The sequence below is a fragment of the Bacteroides sp. OM05-10AA genome (assembly GCF_003439055.1).
Classification (GTDB): Bacteria; Bacteroidota; Bacteroidia; order Bacteroidales; family Bacteroidaceae; genus Bacteroides; species Bacteroides intestinigallinarum.
Genome location: NZ_QSUR01000027.1, coordinates 53,835 through 78,990, shown reverse-complemented (window position 1 = coordinate 78,990; position 25,156 = coordinate 53,835). Strand labels below are relative to the sequence as shown.

12 protein-coding genes and 1 tRNA gene are annotated in these 25,156 nt (G+C 40.7%); 12 read left to right on the top strand and 1 reads right to left on the bottom strand.

Going from position 1 to position 25,156, the window contains the following annotated elements; genetic code table 11:
- The first annotated feature begins 52 nt into the window (after positions 1-52).
- From DXB58_RS19250 to DXB58_RS19215, 8 genes are all read left to right on the top strand, one after another.
- A complete protein-coding gene (locus tag DXB58_RS19250) occupies positions 53-1,039 on the top strand; it encodes a FecR family protein (RefSeq protein WP_122137926.1) in 987 nt (328 codons plus the stop codon).
- 23 nt (positions 1,040-1,062) lie between these two features.
- Entirely contained in the window at positions 1,063-4,605 is a 3,543-nt protein-coding gene (locus tag DXB58_RS19245; RefSeq protein ID WP_122137925.1) for a TonB-dependent receptor, read from the top strand.
- Positions 4,606-4,627: 22 nt separating this feature from the next.
- A complete protein-coding gene (locus DXB58_RS19240) occupies positions 4,628-6,379 on the top strand; it encodes a RagB/SusD family nutrient uptake outer membrane protein (RefSeq protein ID WP_122137924.1) in 1,752 nt (583 codons plus the stop codon).
- A gap of 101 nt (positions 6,380-6,480) precedes the next feature.
- Entirely contained in the window at positions 6,481-7,809 is a 1,329-nt protein-coding gene (locus DXB58_RS19235) for an MFS transporter (protein WP_122137923.1), read from the top strand.
- 135 nt (positions 7,810-7,944) lie between these two features.
- On the top strand, positions 7,945-10,590 hold the full coding sequence (locus tag DXB58_RS19230) for a DNA gyrase/topoisomerase IV subunit A (protein WP_122137922.1): 2,646 nt from the start codon (positions 7,945-7,947) through the stop codon (positions 10,588-10,590).
- On the top strand, positions 10,590-11,450 hold the full coding sequence (locus DXB58_RS19225; protein ID WP_008642868.1) for a DUF3316 domain-containing protein: 861 nt from the start codon (positions 10,590-10,592) through the stop codon (positions 11,448-11,450). Before DXB58_RS19230 ends, DXB58_RS19225 begins: the two co-directional genes overlap by 1 nt.
- Before the next feature lie 46 nt (positions 11,451-11,496).
- Positions 11,497-12,531 carry a S41 family peptidase gene (locus DXB58_RS19220; RefSeq protein ID WP_122137921.1) on the top strand — a complete coding sequence of 345 codons (1,035 nt, stop codon included), beginning with the start codon at positions 11,497-11,499 and terminating at the stop codon, positions 12,529-12,531.
- 73 nt (positions 12,532-12,604) lie between these two features.
- Positions 12,605-12,686: transfer RNA gene (locus DXB58_RS19215), tRNA-Leu, on the top strand.
- 126 nt (positions 12,687-12,812) lie between these two features.
- Here the strand turns inward: DXB58_RS19215 and DXB58_RS19210 are convergent.
- Positions 12,813-16,820 (bottom strand): two-component regulator propeller domain-containing protein, encoded by a 4,008-nt coding sequence (locus tag DXB58_RS19210; RefSeq protein ID WP_122137947.1) that lies wholly within the window; start codon positions 16,818-16,820, stop codon positions 12,813-12,815.
- A 388-nt stretch (positions 16,821-17,208) separates the two neighbouring features.
- On the opposite strand from DXB58_RS19210, the gene DXB58_RS19205 reads away from it, so the two are divergent.
- The 4 genes from DXB58_RS19205 (at position 17,209) to DXB58_RS19190 (ending at position 25,144) form a co-directional block, all read left to right on the top strand.
- Complete coding sequence (locus DXB58_RS19205; protein WP_122137920.1) at positions 17,209-19,020, top strand: glycoside hydrolase family 2 protein; 1,812 nt, start codon at positions 17,209-17,211, stop codon at positions 19,018-19,020.
- Positions 19,021-19,172: 152 nt separating this feature from the next.
- Positions 19,173-22,289 (top strand): TonB-dependent receptor, encoded by a 3,117-nt coding sequence (locus DXB58_RS19200; RefSeq protein WP_122137919.1) that lies wholly within the window; start codon positions 19,173-19,175, stop codon positions 22,287-22,289.
- A gap of 27 nt (positions 22,290-22,316) precedes the next feature.
- Complete coding sequence (locus tag DXB58_RS19195; protein ID WP_122137918.1) at positions 22,317-23,930, top strand: RagB/SusD family nutrient uptake outer membrane protein; 1,614 nt, start codon at positions 22,317-22,319, stop codon at positions 23,928-23,930.
- A 38-nt stretch (positions 23,931-23,968) separates the two neighbouring features.
- Entirely contained in the window at positions 23,969-25,144 is a 1,176-nt protein-coding gene (locus DXB58_RS19190; protein WP_158571573.1) for a SusE domain-containing protein, read from the top strand.
- The last annotated feature ends 12 nt before the right edge of the window (positions 25,145-25,156 follow it).

Genomic DNA, 25,156 nt, shown 5'->3' with positions numbered 1-25,156 from the left:
TACTCACAGATAAAGAAAAAAAATGCATTTTTGTACTTTAAACAAATACGCTATGAAGATAACTAACGACATATTAAAAGATTATTTCTACGATAAGTGTTCTCACGAGGAAGAAATAGAAATCCAAAAGTGGTTGACAGAAAATGACAATAACCTGATGGACCAGAGTTTCCGTGAGATTATCTCTGAAATTCAAATAGAGGACCGTGAGTTATCTCAAAAAGCCTTTCAGAAATTTCAAAAAGCTATTCAACCCAAACAGGTTCGCATACTACGCCCAAGGCTTCAGCACTCAATCCGCTGGATGCAGCGTGTAGCAGCCGTCCTTTTTATACCACTTTTGTTTTTAGCCGGATATTTACTTCTTGACAAGAAGGCAAATACACACTGGAATGATATCACCGTACCACACGGTATGCATCAAACACTCACTCTTTCGGATGGAACGAAGCTCCATGTCAATTCAGGCACGCGGGTTATTTATCCTTCCGACTTCACAGAAGATAAAAGAGAAATCTTTGTCAGTGGAGAGCTCTTTGCCGATGTAGCAAAGGACCCGGACAAGCCTTTTATCATTTCTGCCGGTGACGTCCATGTGCAGGTACTGGGTACAAAGTTCAATCTCCGTGCCTACGAGAATATTGAGACGGTAGAAGTCGCACTCGTAGAAGGTTCGGTACTGTTCAAAACTCCGACTCATCCTAATGAGATTCTGAAAAAAGGAGAAATGATCCAGTACAACCGTGCCTCACAGAAAATTGTTCGTGAAACATTCCTTGCCAATCTGTACAAGTGTCCGTCAAAAAGCGAAGGATTCTATTTCAGTAATCTTCCCCTTAGTGATATTGTGAAGGAACTGGAATATTATTTCGATACCAGAATCATCATATTAGATCAAAAGTTAAGCGACAACACGTACATTGCTTATTTCACTAACGGGGAAACTCTTGACGAGATTTTATCCAATCTCAATACAGACGGACAAATGTCCATAACCCGGAGTCAGGAAGTAATCATGATTACTTCTGCAACTCCATAAATTTAGCAGTAGTATAACCTGATATGAAGCAAACTAATATTTATAAAAAATATATATCGACAATCTGGTTTGCTTGTGTGATGATATTTTTCTCTCAACCTATTCTAGCACAAGACATAACCTTACAATTAAAGAATGTTACTGTAAAAGAAGCGATAGAAGCTTTACATAAGACCAAGAATTATTCAGTTGTAATCAAATCTTCCGAGATCAACATGAGTAAGAAGGTGTCAATCAATGCCAATAATGCGCCTATCAAGGTCGTTTTGGATCAGATATTCGTGGGACAGAATGTTAGCTATACCATCAACGGACATAGCATCATCATCAGTAAAAAGTCCGATACCGGCCAGCAAAAGTCCGATGAGAAAAAGAAGCAGACAATCACCGGGGTTGTCTATGACGAAGAAGGAAATCCCGTTATCGGTGCTTCGGTGATGAACAAAGAAACCGCACAGGGAGCAATTACCGACTTGGATGGAAAGTTCTCTCTGGAGACTTCCATTCCTTCGACTATTGATATTTCGTATGTAGGCTATGAGGTAGCGACAGTTCATGTAAAAGACGGTCAGACTAAGACAATCCGTCTGGTACCTTCCAGGCTGATGATTGACGAAGTAGTTGTAGTGGGCTATGGTAGCCAACGCAGAAGTAATCTGACAGGCGCTGTATCCACCATTTCAAGCAAAGAACTGAACAACCGCCCGGTAGTATCTGCCGCCAATGCATTACAAGGAGCCGATCCGTCTGTAAATCTGACTTTCGGCACCGGTTCTCCCGAGTCCGGCTATTCATTAAACATTCGCGGAGGGATCTCTGTCAATGGCGGTACGCCATTAGTACTTTGCGACGGTGTAGAAGTTCCGCTGAACCAAGTCAATGCAAATGACATCGAGTCGATTTCCGTATTGAAAGATGCATCTTCATGTGCCATTTATGGAGCAAAGGCCTCTGCAGGTGTGGTACTTATCACCACCAAATCGGGAAGTGCTGCAACAAAAGGAAAAGCCAAAATCAGCTACAACGGTCGATTTGGATGGACACAGAACACGACTTCCACTGATTTTATCCGTACCGGATACGATTATGTCACTTTCGCCAACAAGTTCTACCATGCATACAATGGCGTGAATATGTACTTGTACGAAGATGAAGAGCTCCAGAAACTCTATGACCGCCGGAATGATATGACTGAGAATCCGGAACGTCCATGGGTGGAAATCGGAGAAGACGGGAAATATTATTATTATGGAAATACGGACTGGTATGGATACTTCTACAATCGTACCCGCCCACAGATGGAACACAATGTCTCTATCACCGGAGGTGGCGAAAAGGTGAATTACTATATCAGTGGACGTTACTACCAGCAATATGGTATGTTCAACATCGACAAAGACCTTTATAAGGATTATTCATTCCGTGCCAAAATGGATGCTCAACTAAACAAATGGATCAAATGGTCGACAAATATCGGACTGGATAATAACAATTACAATTATAACGGTACTTCCAACTACGCAATGACTATTGCCCGCCTAGAATCAAATATCAGTCCCTCATTCGTCCCCTTCAATCCGGATGGAACGATTGTGCAATATACCAACCAACTTTATGCCAACTCTCCCTTGGGAGCCGGTGACGGCGGATACCTAACGTCACGAAGAGGTCATAACAGCAAATCCAGAACACTCTTGTCCGTTGTCAATCAGATTGACATTACGTTACTACAGGGACTGACTCTGACCGCCAACTACAGTTACCAACAAAGAAAGCAATTGTACCGTTATCGCAACAATTCATTTGAGTATTCACGCAGTCAGGGAGTGACGCAAACTTTCACTTCCGGAAGTATCTTTAATAATTATGAGGAAGACGAATCTTTCCCTGTTACTCACATGTTGAACTATTATGCAACATTTGAACATTCATGGGCAAAGAAACACAATCTTAAAATAGTGGCAGGTAGCCAGTATGAGACTTACCGCAATGTCAACAAAAACACTTCTATGACTAACCTGTCCAATGATAACCTCGACTCCTTCTCGGCAGTAACTCCTGAAAGTGTACTCACCGTATCACAAGATATCAGCGCCTATAAAACGCTTGGTTTCTTCGGTCGTATCAATTATGATTACATGGGTAAATACCTGCTCGAAGTATCCTGTCGTGCCGATGGTTCTTCCCGGTTCGCAGAAGGAGACAGATGGGGAGTTTTCCCTTCAGTATCTGCCGGATGGAGAATCTCCGAAGAGAACTTTTTCAAACCGGTAGGCGACTGGTGGAGCAGCCTGAAGTTACGCGCATCTGTCGGTAGCCTGGGGAACCAGCAGGTAGATTATTACGCTTATCTGCAGACAATCACTTCGGACAATCAGTTCAGCTATACTTTCGACGGAGAAGGCAAAGCATATTACGCAAAGATTTCCAACCCGATTTCTTCCGGACTGACTTGGGAAACCGTTACAACCTACAATGTCGGATTGGATATGTCATTCCTTAGAAACCGTTTAAGTATGAGTGCCGACTATTACGTTCGTAAAACAACAGATATGCTAACTACTTCATTGACGTTACCGGATGTATACGGTGCTTCCACCCCAAAAGCCAACTGTGCCGACTTACGGACAAACGGATGGGAATTATCCGTTTCATGGAACGACTCGTTCAAAGTGGCCAACAAACCTTTCAGGTATGGAATACAAGCTACATTGGGAGATTACCAACGGACAATCACCAAATACAATAATCCGGACAAACTGATCTCCGACCATTATGTAGGCAAGAAGATGGGAGAAATCTGGGGATACCATGTAGACGGATTGTTCAAAACAGATAAGGAAGCAGCAGAATATCAGGCAAAGATCAATGACAAAGCCGTGAACGGACGTGTTTATAGCAGTAAGGTCGACGGTTATCTGCGTGCCGGTGACGTACGCTTTGCTGACTTAAACGGTGACAATGTGATTGGGGCCGGAGCTGGAACAGTAGACGATCCTGGTGATAAACAAATCATTGGAAACACAACTCCCAGATACAGTTATTCTTTCCGTCTGGATGCGAGCTGGAACGGTTTCGACGTATCCGCTTTCTTCCAGGGAATTGGAAAAAGAGACTGGTACCCGTCTTATAGTACCACCTCACAGGGAGCAAATTCATTCTGGGGACCATATTCTTTCCCTTCTACCTCATTTGTAGAAAAATCATTTCCGGAAGACTGCTGGACAGAAGACAACAGAAATGCTTTCTTCCCACGTATCAGAGGTTATCAATCCTATTCAGGCGGTTCACTCGGCACCATAAACGACCGATATATACAGAATATCGCTTATCTGCGTTTCAAGAATCTCTCTATTGGATATACACTGCCTATCAGTAAACGTATTTTTGAAAAGGTTCGTGTTTACGTATCGGGAGAAAATCTATACTATTGGTCGCCTCTGAAGAAGCATAACAAAACTATCGACCCGGAATTGGCAATCTCCAGTAGCACTTACTCATCCAACACGGGTTCGGGATATGCTTACCCGCGTGTTTACACTGTTGGAGTAGATATAACTTTTTAATTAATGACTAATCAGATATAGTATGAAAGCTATCAACAAAATAATAATTCTGGGAATGGCCGTAGCCCTATTCAATAGCTGTGACCTGACACTCCTACCGGAAAATGCAGTGACACCAGAGAATTACTTTCAAAACAAATCCGATCTGGAATTATGGACCAATCAATTTTATACCTTGCTGGACGAGCCAGATGCTTCAGCCGGTACAAATGCAGATGATATGATCGACAAAGGCATGGGACAGGTAATTGAAGGAACCCGTTCGGCTGCCAGCGAAACCGGATGGTCATGGACCAAACTCCGCCACATTAATTACTTCCTGCAACATTCTTCCAACTGTGATGATGAAACCGCCCGCAATCAATATAATGGAGTGGCCCAATTCTTCAGAGCTTATTTCTATTTCGTAAAGGTACGCCGTTATGGAGATGTACCCTGGTACGATCAAGTGCTGGGTTCGGAAGATCAGGAATTATTAGTCAAAGCCAGGGATTCCCGCGAGTTTGTGATGGATCAAGTACTCAAAGATTTCCAAGATGCCGCTACCAGTTTGCCGACCAAAAGCACAGAAACTCGGAACACAAGAGTCACTAAATGGGCGGCATTGGCATTTGCCAGTCAAGCTGCACTTTATGAAGGGACTTATCGGAAATACCATGGACTGGATAATTATGAGAAATACCTGGAAATTGCAGCAAGCACTGCCCGGCAGTTTATTGACGAAAGCGGCTTCAGCCTGTATAAAGAAGGAACGGAACCTTACAGAGATATGTTCTGTGCCGACAACGCCAAAACCACAGAAGTCGTACTGGCAAGAGCTTATAACTTCGAAGGTTTGCAATTATCACACTCCGTACAATTCAGCATCGCTAACCTGCAAATGGGATTTACCCGCCGGTTTATGAATCACTACCTGATGGCGGACGGAACACGTTTCACTGATAAACAAGGATATGAAACAATGTTTTACACAGACGAGGTGAAAAACCGCGATCCACGCCTGCAACAAACCGTACTTTGTCCGAACTATATCCAAAAAGGAGAAACAACCGTGACCGCCAATGACTTAACTGCTTATTGCGGCTACAGACCTATCAAATTTGTAGGTACCAAAGATCATGACGGAGCCGCTAAAAGTACCTCCGATTGGCCTTTGATGCGAGCAGCGGAAGTCTACCTGAATTATGCCGAAGCTAAAGCCGAACTGGGAACACTCAAACAAGAAGACCTGGATATCTCTATCAATAAAATTCGAGAACGGGCTAAAATGCCGGATCTGAATCTTACGGATGCCAACAGTAACCCTGATCCTTATCTGGCAGCTTGCTATCCGAATGTTGAGCAGGGAACGAATAAGGGCGTCATTCTCGAAATCCGTCGCGAACGTACAATTGAACTAGTAATGGAAGGGTTGAGACAATGGGATTTATTCCGTTGGAAAGAAGGTAAACAAATGTTCAATCATTACGTACCTTACTACGGTATTTATGTTCCCGGAGTAGGAACATACGATATGGATGGTGACGGGAAGCCTGATCTGGAAATCTACGAAACCACAGCGACCTCCCAATGTGATAATAAAAAGAAACTGGATAAGGATATCTATCTCTCCAACGGAACATCCGGTTATATTATCGGATTCCCCAAAGTTACTTATGGCAAAGACTGGAAAGAGGAAAGAGACTACTTATGGCCTATCCCTGCTGACCAGCGCGTACTTACACAAGGCATTCTAACCCAAAATCCGGGTTGGGAAGATGGATTAAGCTACTAACTAACTCTTTATTTATTTCTTCATCAGAAGGTGTATCGGAAGATAATCGATACACCTTCCCATTACTATCGCCTTTCACTAGGCTATCAAATCCTACCACCATGTTAAAACAACTTATCAAATTTTATCACATCAGCACTCCTGCGACTCCTCTTAAAAAAGACAAGAAAAAACTTAAAAGATTGCAGTGGGCTACCTTTCTTTCCGCCACAGCCGGATATGGTATTTATTATGTCTGTCGGCTAAGCCTGAATGTAGTAAAGAAACCGATTGTTGAAGAAGGAATCTTTTCAGAAACAGAGCTCGGTATTATCGGAGCAGTGTTATTTTTCACCTATGCTATCGGAAAATTCACTAACGGATTTCTGGCAGACCGCAGCAATATCAGGCGTTTCATGTCCACCGGACTGCTAATTACAGCCCTGGCAAACTTATGCCTAGGATTCACCCACTCTTTCATTCTATTCGCCATATTATGGGGAATCAGCGGATGGTTTCAGTCAATGGGGGCTGCTTCTTGCGTAGTCGGATTATCCCGTTGGTTTGAAAATAAGAAACGGGGATCGTTCTATGGCTTCTGGTCGGCAAGCCACAACATCGGGGAAGCAATGACTTTCATTATTGTCGCCTCCATTGTCAGTGCTTTAGGATGGAGATACGGTTTCATTGGAGCCGGAAGTATCGGAATAATCGGGGCATTAATCGTCTGGAGATTCTTTCATGATTCTCCGGAAAGTGAAGGGCTGCCTGCCGTCAATCATCCACAAATGCAAAGTGAAACAGGTGATGCTGCCGATTTCAACAAGGCACAACGGCAAGCTCTAATGATGCCCGCAATTTGGATACTTGCTATTTCGAGTGCATTGATGTACGTCAGCCGCTATGCCGTAAACAGCTGGGGAGTCTTCTATCTGGAAGCCCAGAAAGGATATTCTACACTGGACGCCAGTTTTATCATTTCTATCGGTTCGGTTTGTGGAATTATCGGTACAATGTTTTCCGGTGTCATCTCCGACAAGTTTTTCAGTGGGCGCAGAAATGCTCCTGCACTCATCTTCGGTCTGATGAATGTAATGGCACTTTGTCTGTTTCTATTAGTTCCGGGTGTCCACTTTTGGGTAGACGCGTTATCCATGGTACTGTTCGGTACTGCGATCGGAGTACTCCTCTGTTTCTTGGGCGGATTGATGGCAGTTGACATTGCTCCCCGGAACGCTTCAGGTGCAGCATTAGGAATCGTAGGTATTGCCAGTTACATCGGGGCAGGTATACAGGATATTATGAGCGGTATTCTCATAGGAGGGCATAAAAACATTGTCGATGGCAAAGAAATCTATGACTTTTCTTATATCAATATTTTTTGGATCGGAGCCGCATTACTCTCCGTCTTTTTTGCTTTATTGGTATGGAATGTGAAATCAAAGGATTAACAGAACTATCAGTATCATAAAAAACGTGAGTTCTTTTCGTCCTCATATGAATTTATTTCGTATTTTTGCGTGGACATCCCCTTTTTTGATGTTCAGGAAGATAATTTGTTGTTAAAGCAAAGCGAAGATTGATATATGAGTGACGAAATCAACGAGATAACGGAAGGACATTCAGACTACAAACCGGCGGACACGCGGGACGAAAACGTAAAGCATCAGTTAACAGGCATGTACCAGAATTGGTTTCTGGACTATGCTTCATACGTTATACTGGAACGTGCCGTGCCTCATATCAATGACGGTTTAAAGCCTGTGCAACGACGTATTTTACATTCAATGAAACGTCTGGACGACGGACGGTATAACAAAGTGGCTAACATTGTGGGACACACCATGCAGTTCCACCCTCACGGTGATGCTTCTATCGGAGATGCCCTGGTACAGTTGGGACAGAAAGACCTGTTGATCGATTGTCAGGGTAACTGGGGTAATATCCTCACCGGAGACGGCGCAGCTGCTCCCCGTTATATCGAAGCACGCTTGTCCAAGTTTGCGCTGGATGTTGTCTTCAATCCCAAAACTACCGAATGGAAACTTTCTTATGACGGACGAAACAAGGAACCGGTCACTCTTCCTGTGAAATTCCCGTTATTATTAGCACAGGGAGTGGAAGGTATCGCCGTGGGACTTTCTTCCAAGATCTTACCACACAATTTCAACGAACTTTGTGATGCCTCTATCAGCTATTTACGCGGAGAGGAATTCCAACTATATCCTGATTTCCAGACGGGAGGCTCTATCGATGTAGCCAAATACAACGACGGAGAGCGTGGCGGAGCCGTGAAAGTACGTGCCAAGATCAACAAGATTGATAATAAAACGCTTGCTATCACAGAAATTCCATACGGAAAGACGACTTCGACAGTGATCGACTCTATCCTGAAAGCTGTTGATAAAGGAAAGATCAAAATTCGTAAGGTAGACGACAATACGGCTGCCAACGTAGAAATATTGGTGCACCTCGCACCCGGCACCTCATCAGATAAAACGATTGATGCTCTGTACGCTTTCACTGACTGTGAAGTAAGTATCTCGCCCAACTGCTGTATTATCGATGACAGTAAGCCACATTTCCTCACTGTGAGCAAAGTCCTGAAAAAGTCGGCAGACAATACGATGGATTTGCTGAAGCAGGAGCTGGAAATCAAGAAAGGAGAAATTCTGGAATCCCTGCATTTCTCTTCTCTCGAAAAGATATTTATCGAAGAACGCATCTATAAGGATAAAGAGTTCGAGCAATCCAAAGACATGGATGCAGCCTGTGCACATATCGACGAACGTCTGACACCTTACTATCCGACATTTATCCGTGAAGTTACGAAAGAAGATATTCTCAAGTTGATGGAAATCAAAATGGGGCGTATCCTAAAATTCAACTCAGACAAAGCGGATGAACTGATCGCCAAGATGAAAGAGGAAATTGCCGAGATTGATAACCACTTGGCTCACATCGTGGATTATACCGTCAACTGGTATCAGATGCTGAAGAACAAATACGGCAAGAATTTCCCGCGTCACACGGAATTGCGAAACTTCGACACCATCGAAGCAGCCAAAGTAGTAGAAGCAAACGAGAAACTCTATATCAACCGTGAAGAAGGATTTATCGGAACAACCTTGAAGAAAGATGAGTTCGTAGCCTGCTGTTCGGATATCGACGATGTCATTATCTTCTTCCGTGATGGTAAGTATATCGTCACCCCCGTTGCCGATAAGAAATTTGTCGGTAAGAACGTTCTTTATGTCAATGTATTCAAGAAGAACGATAAACGTACGATCTACAACGTAGCCTACCGTGACGGAAAAGAAGGAACGACCTACGTAAAACGTTTCGCCGTAACTTCCGTGGTCCGCGACCGCGAATATGATGTGACACTGGGAACTCCCGATTCACGAATTACCTATTTCAGTGCCAACCCGAACGGAGAAGCCGAAATTATCAAAGTGACATTGAAGCCGAACCCGCGTGTACGCCGCATCATCTTCGAGCATGACTTCAGCGAAGTCAGTATCAAGGGACGCCAGGCACGGGGGGTAATTCTCACCCGCTTGCCGGTACACAAAATATCCCTGAAACAGAAAGGCGGCTCTACTCTCGGTGGACGTAAAGTCTGGTTCGACCGTGACATACTTCGCCTCAACTATGATGGACGCGGCGAATACCTGGGAGAATTCCAAAGTGACGACTCCATACTGGTTGTGCTGAACAACGGTGACTTCTACACCACTAACTTCGACTTGAGCAATCACTACGAAGACAATGTGAGCATCGTTGAGAAATTCGATCCGCACAAGATATGGACTGCCGCACTTTATGATGCCGATCAGCAGAATTACCCGTACCTGAAACGTTTCTGCTTCGAGGCCTCCAACCGCAAACAGAACTATCTGGGAGAGAATAAGAATAACCGCCTCATCTTGCTGACCGACGAATACTATCCACGCCTGGAAGTAATATTTGGCGGACACGACAGTTTCCGTGATCCGTTGGATATCGATGCAGATGAATTCATTGCTGTCAAAGGGTTCAAAGCCAAAGGAAAACGTATCACTACCTATGCCGTGGATACGATCAACGAACTTGAACCGACCCGCTTCCCCGAACCTGCGCAAGAGCAACAGGAAAGCCCGGAAGAGGAACCGGAAAATCTGGACCCGGACAGCGATAAGAGCGAAGGCGATATTATTGATGAGATCACCGGGCAGATGAAATTATTCTGATGAAGAAAAAACTAATATACCTAGGGCTGACAGGATGCATCCTGTTCGCCCTTTGCACCAGATTACAAGCGCAGATTGACAGTCTGCAAACCCATCGGTATGTAACACGTGCCACCATGTACGGTGTAGGATTTACCAACGTATTCGACACCTATCTTTCGCCGCAGGAATACAAAGGAATCGACTTCCGTATTTCCCGCGAGACGATTCGGATGACCAAGTTATTCGATGGAAATGTGTCTGTACAGAATTTCTTTCAGGCAGACATCGGTTATACCCACAACCGTGCCGACAACAATAATACCTTCTCCGGATTAGTCAACTGGAATTACGGATTACACTACCAGTTTCGGCTGACGGAGAATTTCAAATTATTAGCCGGAGGATTGATAGATGCCAACGGAGGCTTTGTCTATAATCTCCGGAACACCAACAATCCGGCATCCGCACGGGCATACGTCAACCTGGATGCCTCTGGAATGGCTATCTGGCATTTGAAAATCAAACGGTACCCGATGGTATTACGCTATCAGGTCAACCTACCGGTGATGGGAGTGATGTTCTCACCGCACTACGGACAATCTTATTACGAGATATTCTCTCTGGGAAATTCGAGTGGAGTGATAAAGTTCACCTCCCTGCACAACCAACCTTCACTGCGTCAGATGCTCTCCGTCGACTTACCGATAGGATATACCAAAATGCGATTCAGCTATCTGGCCGATTTGCAACAATCCAATGTAAACAATATCAAGACACATACCTACTCGCACGTATTCATGGTAGGATTTGTGAAAGACCTATACCGTATCCGAAACAAAAAAGGAACAGCTTTGCCTTCATCGGTCAGAGCCTACTAAGAGAACAAAAATTTAATGTTGAAACTTCAAGTGAGATCAATTAAGAATGAGAAATAAGATTAGACAAATGCTTTGGCTGCTCTGTTGTCTTCCGGTATTGACCGGTTGCATCGGAGAAGAAGACTACGCTAATGATCCTGTAGGAAACTTCGAACAACTATGGAAGATCATCGACGAACAGTATTGTTTTCTGGAAGCAAAAGGTATTGACTGGGATGCCGTTCACGACAAATATAGCCCACTGATTATTCCGACAATGTCTAATGACGATCTGTTTGACATCCTAAGCCAGATGCTATACATTTTAAAAGACGGACACGTCAATCTATCCTCTGCCAAACGTACTTCTTTCTACGATGAATGGTATCAGGGTTACGACTGGAACTACCGGGAAGACATTCTCTATCAAACTTATCTGGGTAGTGCCAGTACAGGATACTACACATCCGCCGGTTTAAAGTATAAAATATTCGATAACAACATAGGATATATTCGTTACGAAAGTTTCAGCTCCGGAGTCGGAGACGGCAACTTGGATGAAGTTCTTCTCTACCTGGCCACCTGCAACGGATTAATCATCGATGTACGTGATAACGGAGGCGGAAACCTGACCAATTCCACCCGGATCGCCGCCCGGTTTACTAACGAGAAAGCGCTCACCGGATATATACAGCATAAAACCGGACCGGGACATAATGATTTCTCCAAGATGGAGCCGATCTATCTGGAACCATCCAACAGTATCCGGTGGCAAAAGAAAGTAATCATCCTGACCAATCGTCGCTGTTATAGTGCTACCAATGACTTTGTGAATGCGATGCGTAGCTTAAACAAAGACAATGAAGATAAACGAATCATCCAGTTAGGTGACTGGACCGGAGGCGGTTCGGGACTTCCTTTCTCGTCGGAATTACCTAATGGATGGAGCATCCGTTTCTCCGCCAGTCCGCATTTCGATAAAAACAAGCAACCCTTGGAAGAAGGTATTGAACCGGATATTGCTATCAATATGTCTGAATCAGACCAACTTAAGCACAAAGACACTCTGATTGAAAAAGCATTCGAAATCTTAAGTGAATAACTTTATTGTCGAATTATTTGCCAAATCAGAAAATCTTCCTATCTTTGCACCGCTAAACAAAAAAGCTACACATGCGGATGTGGCGTAATTGGTAGCCGCGCCAGACTTAGGATCTGGTGCCGTGAGGCGTGTAGGTTCGAGTCCTATCATCCGCACACTTTCTATAGTATAAATAGACAAAAAAGCCTCTAAATGAATATTTAGAGGCTTTTTTATATCCTTTTCACAGGTTATTAAAAAATGCGGTAACATTCTCGGTGACGTGCGGGTCCCTTTCATGGTTACTTCTTTGTTTTATTCGCATGTTTGGCTATAAACTCCTTAGGTAGAATACCATAAGCTTTCTGGAATACACGAGTAAAATAGGAAGCTGTACTAAAACCTACACTATATGCAACCTCATTTACCCTCATATCGGTCTCCAACAATAATTGACAGGCTTTTCGCAGACGGTAATTCCGTAAATAATCGCCTGGTGTTACACCTCCTATGGCTTTAAGCTTTCTTTGTAGGTGAGAACGGCTGATATTGAAAATATCAGTTAGTGATTCTACCGAGAAATTTTCGTCTGCGATATGCTTTTCTATTTCTTCATTTAACTGACTCAGAAATAGCTCGTCATTTTTACTGGTAACTAATGCAGAGTAAGAAATAAAAGGAGAACGATTAAAGGCGTCAAGCACAGTTCTGCGATTCTCGAGTAAACTTATGATTTGCGCCTTCAGAAATGACACAGAAAACGGCTTTTCGATGAAAACATCCGCACCGGAGTGTAATCCTTCTATCTTAACTGCATTTTCAGTTTTAGCTGAAAGTAGAATAATTGGTATATGGTTATAATTGAGATCCGACTTCAATTTCTTAGTAAATGAGATACCGTCTATCCCTGGCATCATAATATCTGAGATTATAATATCATAGCTATTCTCTTCTAATAATAACATTGCTTCTTCGGCATTAAAAGCGGTATCGGCAGCATAGTCTTTGTGCAAAGAGTTCTTTATAAATGATGCCATTTCGATATTATCCTCGACAATCAGTATGCTGTTTTTGTTTTCTGACACACTTCTATCTTTTATTATTTCCTTTTCGAGAGGAATACTATCAAGTTCGGATTTATGCTGGTATAGAAGTGGTAAATCGGAAAAATTGAATATAAATGTAGCTCCCCCAGCTTCATTGTCTTTTACAGTAATATTACCGTTTAACATCTCTGCTAGTTTTTTAGCCAAAGATAATCCCAGGCCGGTACCCATTTTCCCACTATCATTTTGTACTTGATAAAAAGGATCAAATATCAGTTTCTTATAAGTATCAGAGACGCCATTGCCATTGTCTTCGACAAAAACAGAATAAGTTGCATCTTTATTCTTTACGAGAGATAAGACTATCTTATCTTTAGTATATTTGAGTGCATTTGTAAGCAAATTCCCTATTATTTTGATTAATGCATCTGTATCTGAATTTACTATAAATTCATCTTGAGGGAGCTGGAGAATAAAATCAATATGCTGCTTCTGCGCTGTTTTACTGATGCGTCCGTACAAATCCGTTAAAAGATGGCGCAAATCTACTCTTGCCGGATTTATAATATATTGAGTTGAGTCCATCTTTCTAAAATCCAGTAACTGATTAATCAAATCAGTCAACCTGTCACAATTCTTTTCGATTATCAATATATTCTCTTTAGTCTCAGGGCTTCCTTCTCCTGAATTAACAACTTCCTCCAAAGGCGCAGAGATTAAGCTCAGCGGAGTTCTTATTTCGTGAGCTATAGTAGTGAAGAAATCTATTTTCGATTTAAAAGATAAATTTTCCTGTTCGGTCTTGAATGCTTCCAATTGCTTTTCTTGTTTTGCCCGACTTTTCTTTATGTAAAATGAGATAATCAAATAAGCCATAACCAAAATCAAAACAATATATACAATCTTGGCAGGAATGGATAACCAAAACGGGGGTAATATCTCTATCTCCACTTTTGCCCCTTCTTCATTCCATAATTCGTCATTGTTAGAGCCTTTCACTCTGAATAAATATTTACCGGGAGATAAATTTACATAAGTCACACTTTGTTTATTTCCTACATAATTCCACTCAGTATCCGTTCTTTCCAACTTATATGCATATTTATTTTTCGAGTGTGCTATATAGCTTAAGCTTGTATAAGATATGGAAAAAGAGGACTTGTTATAGGGTAATATTATCTTTTGCTGCTTGTTTAATTTTTGCTGTATGGCTTCATTCAGTTCCGAATCTCCATTACCTAGAATATCAATCTGAGTTATTTCGATTGATGGCAAAACTGTATTCTTATTTTTATTGAGATCTTGTGGATAAAATGAACTGAACCCATTAATTCCGCCAAAGTAGAATTTTCCATTTAAAGCCTTATAACTTGATTTATAATTGAACTGGTTACTCTGCAATCCATCGTCCCTTGTATATAGTTTAATATTATGCAGATCTGATATGTTCATCCGGATTATTCCCTTATTCGAACTCATCCACCAATTGCCTTGTGGATCATCTAATATGCCATATATTACCCCATTGGGCAAACCATCAGTTTCGGATATATTCTTAAAACTATCGGTTTTATAATCGTAAAAGAAAATACCTTGTCCCTCGCTTGCGAATAACAACGTTTTTTTAGAGTCAATATAAATATTAGTTAATTTACTCTCTTTTAATGGATTACTATTATCGCATATTGAATCGTAACATATCCACTCATTAGTTGGTATATGATATCTTATGACTCCTGAACCGTAAGTTGCTAACCATAGATTACCAAAATCATCCTCTTTTATGTCGTATATAAATTTCGAAGCCTGCTCTATGTTAATGAACTCATTTTTATACCTATCGTACTTATTCAATCCAGCATGAGTTCCTACATAAATATCTCCATTTTTAGTTTTACATAAGGCGTATATTCCATCATCATTAATACTGTTCTTCCTATCAGAACTGTGTTTGAATACAGATAGAGACTTCGTTTTAGTATTATATACATGAATCCCTCTCGCATAGGTACCTATCCATAGGTTATCTCCATCTATCAATAAAGCATGCACGTTATAGTACGATCCTTTTATCGGTTGAGTGATAGTTTGATCTTTCGTATTAAAGTAATTTACACCTCCATTTTCCGTAGCTATCCATAGATTCTCATTTTCATCTTCACAAAACTGTCTGATTGTCTTTCCCGATAAGGATCCGGACAAGATGTCGGGATAATAGGTGTCTATACTGAATACACTTGGACTTAAGTAATTTACTCCACCCGAATATGTACCAATCCATATTCCCCCTTCCCTATCTTTGTAGATTGAACCAATAGCCTGATCGCTCAAACTATGATAAGAATTAGGAATGTCGATTCGCTTGGATGTTCTATTTTCAATATCGAACATATATAATCCATTGTCTGATCCTACGAGCAGAGCATTGTCCCGATATTGGCAAATAGCCATAATACGTGTTACGGCAGAAGACTCTTTATTTGAACTAAGAAAAGTAGTATATGCATTTGACTGTTTTTTGTATAAACGCAGACCTTTACCCCATGTTCCAAGCCATAAGTCACCATTGGTATCTTCGACGATTGTTTGTGTCTCATGCTCGGAGTTATCATAGAGACTATATAATCTTTCTATCGGATCAAAAAAGCCTGTATTTGAATTATACCTGAGCAATCCAAGTCTAGTACCTACCCATATATTATCAGAGGCATCTCCGTATATAGACCATACTATATTTGAGTCGAAATCATATCCGTTTACCCTCACCCTCTTCAACTCATTCTTTTCGGGATTATAAGTATAAATACCTTGCGAATTGGTCCCTATCCATATATTTCCTTTGCCATCCTTAAAAATAGTGGTTACAGTATAGGTAATTTTAAAATTATCGGCAGTTGTATTTTCCACTTTTTCAAAAGTCTCGTCGGCTATGTCCATTATATAGAGACCTGCTTCTGTACCTACATAGAGCTTATTATTATCACCCTCTATCATACAATGTATAATATTATTCCCTATCGTCTTCTCTTTCCGAGGATTATGTCTGAATACCTTAAAACTATTCCCATCGAATTTATTTAAACCATCTTTTGTCCCAAACCACATAAAACCTTTCGCATCTTGCATGATACAAAAGACAAAATTTGCAGAAAGTCCATTATCCACCTGCAACTTCTTGAAATGAAAATTAGAGTATCCCTGCGAAAAAGAGGCAATGCTATAAAGAGAGAGGCAAAGCAAGATGTACAAATAGTGATTTTTCATATAAAGAATGGTATAACGTGAAAGTTTCGACAAATATACGCTTTTATCAGTAGTGGAAAAATATCAATTATTATTTATTTATATCACATTTTAGTCAATATAGCTACAGAAACCTTTTATTGCCATTTTTTTACCCAAATATATCACCTCTGCAATAGTGAATTTATCTATTTTTGCCATCAATCAAGTTGAAAGCTTGTTAACCCTATTTTAATATAAAGATAAGTTTATAACCATATATTCAATACCATGGAAAAACTGACAAACAAGAAAATACCGCTTATCAGATATGCAGTAATCTTCCTTTCTTTTGGAAACAGCATTCAAGCTTCGCATTCCCTACAGCCTTTAAATATTTAAACTAATTACATACAAAAATCTATTATCAATGAAAACATTTCTTTTATTAATTATTTTACTCTTTTCTTCCGTATCATCATTTGCGCAGTGGAAACCTGCGGGTGATAAAATTAAAACGGTTTGGGCAGAAAAAATTGACCCTAATAATGTTTTGCCAGAGTACCCTCGTCCGATAATGGAACGCGATAAGTGGCAAAATCTGAATGGTTTGTGGGACTATGCCATTTTGCCTATGGGACAACAGGAACCTCAGACGTTCGATGGAAAAATTCTTGTTCCTTTTGCGGTAGAATCAAGCCTTTCAGGTGTCCAAAAAGAACTGGGTAAAGAAAAAGAGCTATGGTATAGACGTACGTTTACAATTCCCTCCGATTGGAAAAGCAAAAATGTAATACTACATTTCGGAGCAGTGGACTGGAAAGCAGAAGTTTACCTTAACAATATTAAAATAGGAAGTCACACTGGAGGATATACACCTTTTTGCTTCGATGTAACCCCATTCCTTACTTCAGGAAATCAAAAACTGGTAGTTAAAGTATGGGATCCTACAAGCGATAGTTCTATACCAAGAGGCAAACAAGTGACTAATCCTAATGGAATATGGTACACACCTGTTTCAGGTATTTGGCAAACTGTCTGGTTGGAACCAGTAAATAACAAGCACATTGTCGGCATTACCCCCATTGCCAATATAGACAATAACAATTTAAAAGTGAAAGTGTGTACAAAGAATACGGAGTCATCTGATATTGTAGAAGTAAAACTAAAGGATAACAATAAAGTGATCGCTTCGGCAAAAGGCGTTGTAGGACAGACATTGGATATCGCTATTCCGAATGCGAAACTTTGGTCGCCCGAATCTCCATTCCTCTACGATCTGGATGTTACCCTCATCGAAAGGGGAAAATCAGTAGATAAAGTCAGTAGTTATGCCGCAATGCGCAAGGTGTCGAAAAAACGCGATGCAAATGGCATAATACGTATGCAATTGAATAACAAGGATATATTCCATTTTGGACCATTAGATCAGGGATGGTGGCCTGATGGACTTTATACAGCACCAACAGATGAAGCATTGAAATATGATATTGTGAAGACAAAAGACTTCGGATACAATATGATTCGCAAACATGTAAAAGTAGAACCAGCACGTTGGTATACTCATTGCGATCGTTTAGGTATACTGGTATGGCAAGATATGCCAAATGGCGACCAAGGACCTCATTGGGATATGCACCACTACTTTGATGGAAAAGAGGTTACGCGCTCTATCGAATCAGAACAAAATTTCCGCAAAGAATGGAAAGAAATAATGGATTATTTGATGCCATATCCGTCTATTGCTATATGGGTTCCGTTCAATGAGGCATGGGGACAGTTCAAAACGCAGGAAATTACAGAATGGACGCAGTATTATGACCCATCACGTCTAGTAAACCCGGCAAGTGGCGGCAATCATTATCTTAAAGTTGGAGACATTCTCGATTTCCATAAATATCCTTCACCAGAGATGATGATGTATGATAACGAACGAATTACTGTTATCGGTGAATATGGAGGAATAGGTATGCCGCTTACAGATCATTTATGGCAACCAGATAAAAACTGGGGATATGTACAATTCAAGAGCGCAAAAGAAGTTACAGACGAATATGTGAAATACGGACGACAATTACTGAATTTGGTAAAAAGTGGAATATCCGGTGGTGTATACACACAAACTACAGATGTCGAAGGAGAAGTAAATGGCTTAATAACTTATGACAGAAAGGTTATTAAAGTAGAGGAAGATCGTATTAGAAAGATTAACCAGGAAATCATCAATTCACTGTCTGAATAAAGAAGGTATCAAAGGGATTAGACGAAGCAGAATAGTATTTCAAGTATAATAATAAATAACTAAAACTATGTAAAACAACAATTTACGAATAAGTACAATCGAAAAATCGAACTATTAAATCACAATTTATTATCAATAAAAATAGTTATAATATGACTAATAGAATATGTAAACTATTAATGTTAACCGGTTTAATACTGCTATACGCAGGAAATACCACAAAAGGATTTGCTCAAACTGGTGTCACACAACAATCCCGAACAGAGAAAACTGTAAAAGGCACTGTGAAGGATGAGCAAGGTGAACCGTTGATTGGCGTGAGCGTTGCCATAAAAGGCACAACCAATGGCACAATCACGGATGCAGATGGAAAATTTTCCATCAGTTGCAACGGTGATGATATGTTAGTAATCTCGTATGTAGGTTTTAATACCATTGAGAGAAAAGCTGGAAACGCATCATTGCTTGCTCTTGTTATGAAAGAAGACTCGAAATTATTGGATGAAGTTATCGTTATCGGTTATGGTACTACTACCCGTAAACATGTGATAGGGGCAGTCGATCAGGTAAAAGATAAACTTATTAAAGATCGTCCGGTAGCCAACCTGACTCAGGCATTGCAAGGAGCATCACCGAGTCTCACTATCCAGCAACGTAGTATGAATCCGAATGACAACACGATGAATATTAATATTCGAGGTGTCAGTTCTATGAATAACAACGATCCTCTAATTGTTATAGACGGAATGATTGCCGACGATGTTAAAGCAATGAATATGCTTAACCCTAGTGATATAGAAAATGTTTCTATATTGAAAGATGCCGGTACAGCCGCCATTTATGGATCACGTTCATCCAATGGAGTCATACTGATTACCACAAAGAAAGGTCATTTGGATATGAAACCACAGGTATCTTTCAGCGCCTCCGTCGGATCACAAAATCCAGATATCTTATTGAAGCCGCTACCGGGTTATCAAAACGCATTGTTGCGCAATGACTCGTATGTAAACGCAGGAAAAGATCCTATTTATACTGCAGAGGAAATACATCAGTTTGCCAAAGGAGACAGTGAGTGGGGATATAAAGCGATACTGAAGAATGCTCTGCAACAAAGTTATAATTTAGGCGTACAAGGAGGATCTAAATCTACTTCTTACAATATTTCTTTCGGATATTACGATCAGGAAAGTAACTATAAGGGACAGGATTTTGGTGTTAAGAGATACAATTTCAGAAGTAATATTGTAACTGACATTAAACGTTTGAAACTGACTGCATTATTGGCATACGACAGACAAGAAGGACGTTCGGACAGAGGTGGCTTGTGGTTGTCAGATGTAATGCGTGTACCAACATACAATACGTATGACATATATCCCGATGCAGATGGAAAATATTACAATACAGACATAACCACTGGAGGTAATTTCCTTGCCACCTTATATCATGGCGGTCTGACAACAAACAATGACGACCATTTTCAAGGGGTTGTATCCGGAGAGCTAAACATTTGGAAAGGATTGAAAGCGAAAGCTGTATTAGGCTATGACCTAAGGTCGGAACACCGCCTTATAAAAAGACGTTATCACCCGGTATATGATTATATCGACAGGGATAAAATAACGAATGAGAGTGATAAGAAAGATTATAGTATTGAGGACTATAACGGAAAAATAACAATGTTGAATACCCAGTTCCTACTAGAATATAACCGTACTTTCAACAAAGTACATAATGTTACGGGGGTATTGGGATATACAACAGAGTCATTCCGCAGAGAAGCTAATGAGATAAAAAGAAAATATGTCGACCCTGATCTCTATACAGATACAGATGACACCGAAATAGATCCCGGCAGCTACAACACACCTGGTGGAACAGTAGAACGTGCTCTTCATTCGTGGTTAGGTCGTTTGGGCTATTCATATATGGACAAATACTATGTTGAAGTGAGTGGCCGTTACGACGGTTCATCATTGTTGGCAAAAGGACATCGATGGGCATTCTTCCCATCAGCGACTCTTGGATGGCGAATCTCAGAAGAAGAAATTTTCTCTTTCTGGAAAGAAAAAGTAGGCGACCTGAAAATTAGAAGTTCGTATGGTTTGTTGGGAACGCAGTCTGTGCCAGACTATCAGTATTTTACCACATACGATATTTACAAAAATCAATATGGATTTAATAAAACTCCGGTAACAGGTACAGGATATACCTTTGGCAATGAATCATTGTCATGGGAAAAGACAAAGACATTCAACATCGGTTTTGATGCTACTTTGCTGAAAAACACGTTGAGTCTATCTTTCGACTACTTTAATAAATACACTACCGATATTTTATTAGTTCCACAAACTCCGAGCACATTAGGAGGAGCTGTGCCCTATAAAAATATTGGAGAAATGAGAAACAGCGGATGGGAATTGTCTATCAACTATCGTCTGAATCATTCCGACTTTACTCATAACTTCGGATTCAATATAGGCGACTCTTTTAATAAAGTAATCAAATATGGCAAACAGGATATTTTTCAAGTCGACGGAATAGAACGTATTGTTCGCGAAGGCGTTCCTCTGCATAGTTATTACGGATTTAAAACAGATGGCCTATATCAGAACGAAGAAGAAATACGGAATTCAGCAGTGTTTATTGGAGCAAACTTGTCACCCGGAGACGTGAAGTATGTAGATCGCAACGGAGACGGAGTTATAGATGACAACGACCGTTATATCTTGGGCAATGCTTTCCCTCGCTATATATTTGGATTCAACTATTTACTCAACTGGAAAGGGATTGATTTCAATATGCTGTGGCAAGGTGTAGGCAAACGTGATATGGCATTACGTGGCGAAATGGTTGAGCCATTTCATGGAAGTTATTATTTTGTCATGTTCGAACACCAGTTGGATTATTGGAGTCCGAGCAACACAGATGCCAAATATCCACGGTTGATAAATGATTATGCAACATCCTCGTATGCGAACAATTACCAGCATTCATCCGACAGAAACATTTATAATGCAGCATATCTGCGATTGAAAAACTTACAAATTGGTTATACTATTCCGGAAACTATAACAAGGAAAATAGGTATGAGCAAAGTACGGGTATATGCAACCGGACAGAATTTATTAACAATCACAAAAAATAAATTTATCGATCCGGAGTCTTCTGAATTTGGTAACAGCATGAATGCCGGTGGTGCAAACAGTGGACGTAACTATCCTACATTGAAATATTATGGTGGTGGTATTGAGATCGTATTTTAAATACAATAATCAGATATAGTATAATATATGAAAACAACAATAATTAAATATTTTTCATGGTGTCTGTTTATTTGCATATTTTCATCCGGCTGCGTCGATCTGGATGTATCCCCTACAAATAAATTTACTGACGAAAACTATTGGACATCAGAAGAAAAAGCAGCTTCGCTTTTGCATATGGCATATCGCCAGATGAATAGTACGGAATGGGTATTCCGTGACGAACGATTGAGTGACAACCTCTATAACGGATACGGTGGTGATGATATCAAAACAATCAGTAACGGACAGGCTACATCCTCGACAGGTCTTTTCGATAAAGTTTGGGGTGAGATATATGGTGGGATAAAAACAACCCATACACTTTTAGCCAATATCGATAGAGTAGAAATGGATGAAAATCTCAAAAACAGGATGAAAGCTGAAGCCCGCTTTATTCGTGCTTTCCTCTATTTCCAATTGACAAATTGGTATGGAGATGTACCATTCTTTACGCAGGATATTGACGAACAAACTGCAAGAACCATTGGACGAACCAAACAAGCTACCATCGTAGAATGGATACATCAGGAGTTGGAAGAGATAGCAGAAATACTGCCGACCAAAGAACGGTATGCAAGAGCCGATAGAGGACGGATTACATGCGGAGCGGCAGTAGCTTTTAACGCCCGTGTAGCCTTAAATTTCAACGATTGGGAGAGAGTGAAAAAGTATACAGAAAAGTTGATTGACAAAGCTGACTATGGAAGATATTCACTTCATTCCAATTATCAGGAAATATTTTATAAAGCAAATGAATATAATAACGAAATAATTCTGGATATCCAGTATGTGCCTAAAGTACGTACATGGAGTGATATATCCACATATGTTCCATTCAATCTGGAATCGGTGCAATACATAGTCGCAAGTCCTGCTCAAAGCCTTATAGACACCTATCTGATGAGAGATGGAAGCAAATGGGATGAAGCAAAAAGCGCTTATGAAAACCGTGATCCGCGTATGGATATGACAATCGTTCGTCATGGCAGCATAGTGCAAAAAAGAGACGGTTCTTCCTATACAGTAAATGTAAATCCCAACGGTGCATCAAAAGAGAATAAAGACAAGATTGGTCATGCCAGTGGTTCGCAAACCGGATATTTCTATAGGAAGTATTATGACCCGAGTCCAAGTGCGTGGACAGTAGGTACTTCATGGAGTTGCAACATCAATTTTGTAACACTGCGCTATGCCGATGTTTTGTTGATGTACGCAGAAGCTATGTACGAATTGGAGAAAATGACTCCCGAAATTTGGGAGCAAACAATAACACAGCTCCGCCGCCGTGCCGGATTCAATGAAACACCTGCGGCAATGGACTATCCAACAAGTGGAGATATTCGTCAAATTATCAGGGACGAACGACGCGTAGAGTTGGCACTGGAAGGAACGCGTATTTATGATATACGCCGTTGGAAAATTGCAGAAGAAGTTCTGAATGAACCATTCAGAGGAGCCAAATTTAAGTTGAGTGGCGGTGATTTGACATACTTCTCATACCATGAAAACTCATTCAACAGGGATCGGGATTATCTATGGGCTGTGCCGAGGCAACAATTTACGATCAATCCCAATCTGGGTCAGAACCCCGGATATTAATCATGACGCTTATTTTTAATCATTTAATATATAAAAAGATGAAAAACAAAATATTATTTACGTCCATAACATTCCTGACATTAGCATTAGGAGTATTTACAAGTTGTGAGAAAGTGAAAGAATTTGAGAGTGTATCTGTCACTTCAGTTCCTAAATTATACGAACCGGTTGAAGATCGATATGCAGTAATAGAAGATGTATCAAACCTGTACTTTGAATGGGAGAAAGCCCAAGCGGAAGATAACAGCGTGGTTTATTACGATATATTATTCGATAAACTCGACGGGGACTTTTCTAACCCTATATATATTTATCAGGCAGACGGCAATGGTTTGAATACCGGAGCTACCATTACGCAAAAAGGCTTGAATAGAATAGCCCGGCTTGCCGGTGCAAAGTCTGAAGAAGAAGCAGTTGTAAAGTGGACCGTGCGCTCAAACAGGGGAATGAACTTCGCTTTGGCTCAAGAATCGAGAACAATAACCTTACTCCGTATGGCAGGTCTCGAAGATTTGGACGATGGAGAAAGATTGTACATTGGTGGAGCAGGTTCGGAACAAGGACAACGTGTGAAGATGATAGAAGCTGAATCGGGCACTTATTACGAAATATATACCAAACTGGAAGCTGGCGAACCATTCTATTTCTACACCAGATTACAAGCCAACTCTGACAGAATCATATCAATAAAAGAAGATGGAGAATCTCTTGAAGAAACTGCCGGAGGCGAAGCACTTACTTATGCAATAGATAAAGCAGGTGTCTATCGTATTAAACTTGATTTCAAGAACAAGAAGATTTCTTTCGAAGAGATTAATAGGGTTGCCATACGTAATTCATGGACAAATGTGCGCGGTATTTTCAATTATACCGAGAAAGGTGTTTGGGAACTCATGAACTATAATGTGCAACTACAAAAGACAGACTGGGGCTTTGACGAACGTTATAAGATTGAATTTACCGTAGATGGCAAACAAGAAGACTGGGGACAAATTAAAGACAAGTTCTTTGATAACAGGCCTAGCATAGATAGAGCCGGATACCGTGATATGGCTCCTACCGATAATGGTCAATGGAATGGTAGCCAATTCAAATTCCCGGAAGAACTTTGTGACAGAAATAATCTCAGCAAATATTTTACAGATGTTACGATATCTATGACTGCAGAGAAAAATTACACTCACGACTTTACTAATATAAATACAGGTGACTAAACCATACGTAGT